This window comes from Oleiphilus sp. HI0080 (assembly GCF_001635135.1).
In genome coordinates this window covers 1-1,115 of sequence record NZ_LWFU01001156.1, presented here as the reverse complement: position 1 = coordinate 1,115, position 1,115 = coordinate 1, and the positions used below count along the sequence as shown (strand labels likewise).

Sequence of the window (1,115 nt, the reverse complement as noted above, 5' to 3'; positions counted from 1 at the left end):
GCATTAAGTGGTCCAAGAATATGTAATCAGGGTGAAACCAAGCGAGTTGCGACAGAGCGTCTTCGCCGGAGCAGGCCTGCTCACAATGTATACCCATTTTTTTTAGGATCTTGGTTAGTAAGGTGCGAGATGTCGATGAATCATCCACCACGAGTGCGCTTGTCGTTGCCACGTTGTTCCCTGATTAGTTGCCTGAATATGTATCCGATTCTTGTTCTATAGCAGACGTACAACTTCAGTTTAGCAAGGCTGAGTCGTTTGCGTACTATTATTATTCTTTTTGCGTAAGGAGGGTTTATTGCTATCTTGGTTGTTTATCAGGATAATACGCGACCTATTTTTATGAGCGCACATATATAAGAGGTGTGAAGCGTGAGCAACGAGAGCATTCAAAGCCATTTCAACGATTGGACTGAACGAGAATCTGCAGCGGAGGATATGATTCCTTTAATTGGACGCCTGTATCGTGAGAACAATGTTGTTACTTCTGTCTACGGTCGAGCCATTATCAATCAGTCTGTCATTGGTTTGCTCAAATCGCACCGATTTGTTCGCCAGATTGAAAACAAAGAGTTGTCTGCGGTCGATTCTCTAGAAGTACTTAAGGTGATGTCTGGCTTAAATCTTGGTCATGCGCGCGTCGATATTGGCAAGCTGGCTGTCGCGTTTAAAGAAAGAGCGGGCGGAGCGAGTTTGGAAGAGTTCCTTCGCGCTGAATTAGCTGACGTAGTTGGCAAGGGCTCAGATAGCGCTGGTCAGTCGCATGATGTGGTGCTTTACGGGTTTGGTCGTATTGGTCGTTTGCTTGCTCGTATACTTATCGAGAAGGCTGGTGGAGGTACAAATCTTCGCTTAAAGGCTATTGTCGTTCGCAAGGGTGGCGCTAGTAATGATCTTGAGAAGAGGGCAAGTTTGCTTCGCCGAGACTCAGTTCATGGTCCGTTCGAGGGCACTATTTCTGTTGATAATGACAAGAATCAGATTATCGCTAACGGTAATTGTATTCAGGTTATCTACTCTCCCGGCCCAGATCAGGTTGATTACACAGAGTATGGCATTAACGACGCTATCGTTATTGACAACACAGGTATTTGGAGAGATGAAGATGGTCTTGG

The 1,115-nt window shown here is 45.5% G+C and carries 1 protein-coding gene and 1 pseudogene; one reads left to right on the top strand and one right to left on the bottom strand.

The features are described from left to right. A pseudogene (locus A3751_RS23930) lies at positions 1–148 on the bottom strand (response regulator); the annotation flags it as partial. 224 nt (positions 149–372) lie between these two features. Between A3751_RS23930 and A3751_RS20745 the strand changes: the two are divergent. Next, a partial coding sequence (locus A3751_RS20745) for a glyceraldehyde 3-phosphate dehydrogenase NAD-binding domain-containing protein (RefSeq protein ID WP_304439068.1) occupies positions 373–1,115 on the top strand: 743 nt, incomplete at its 3' end.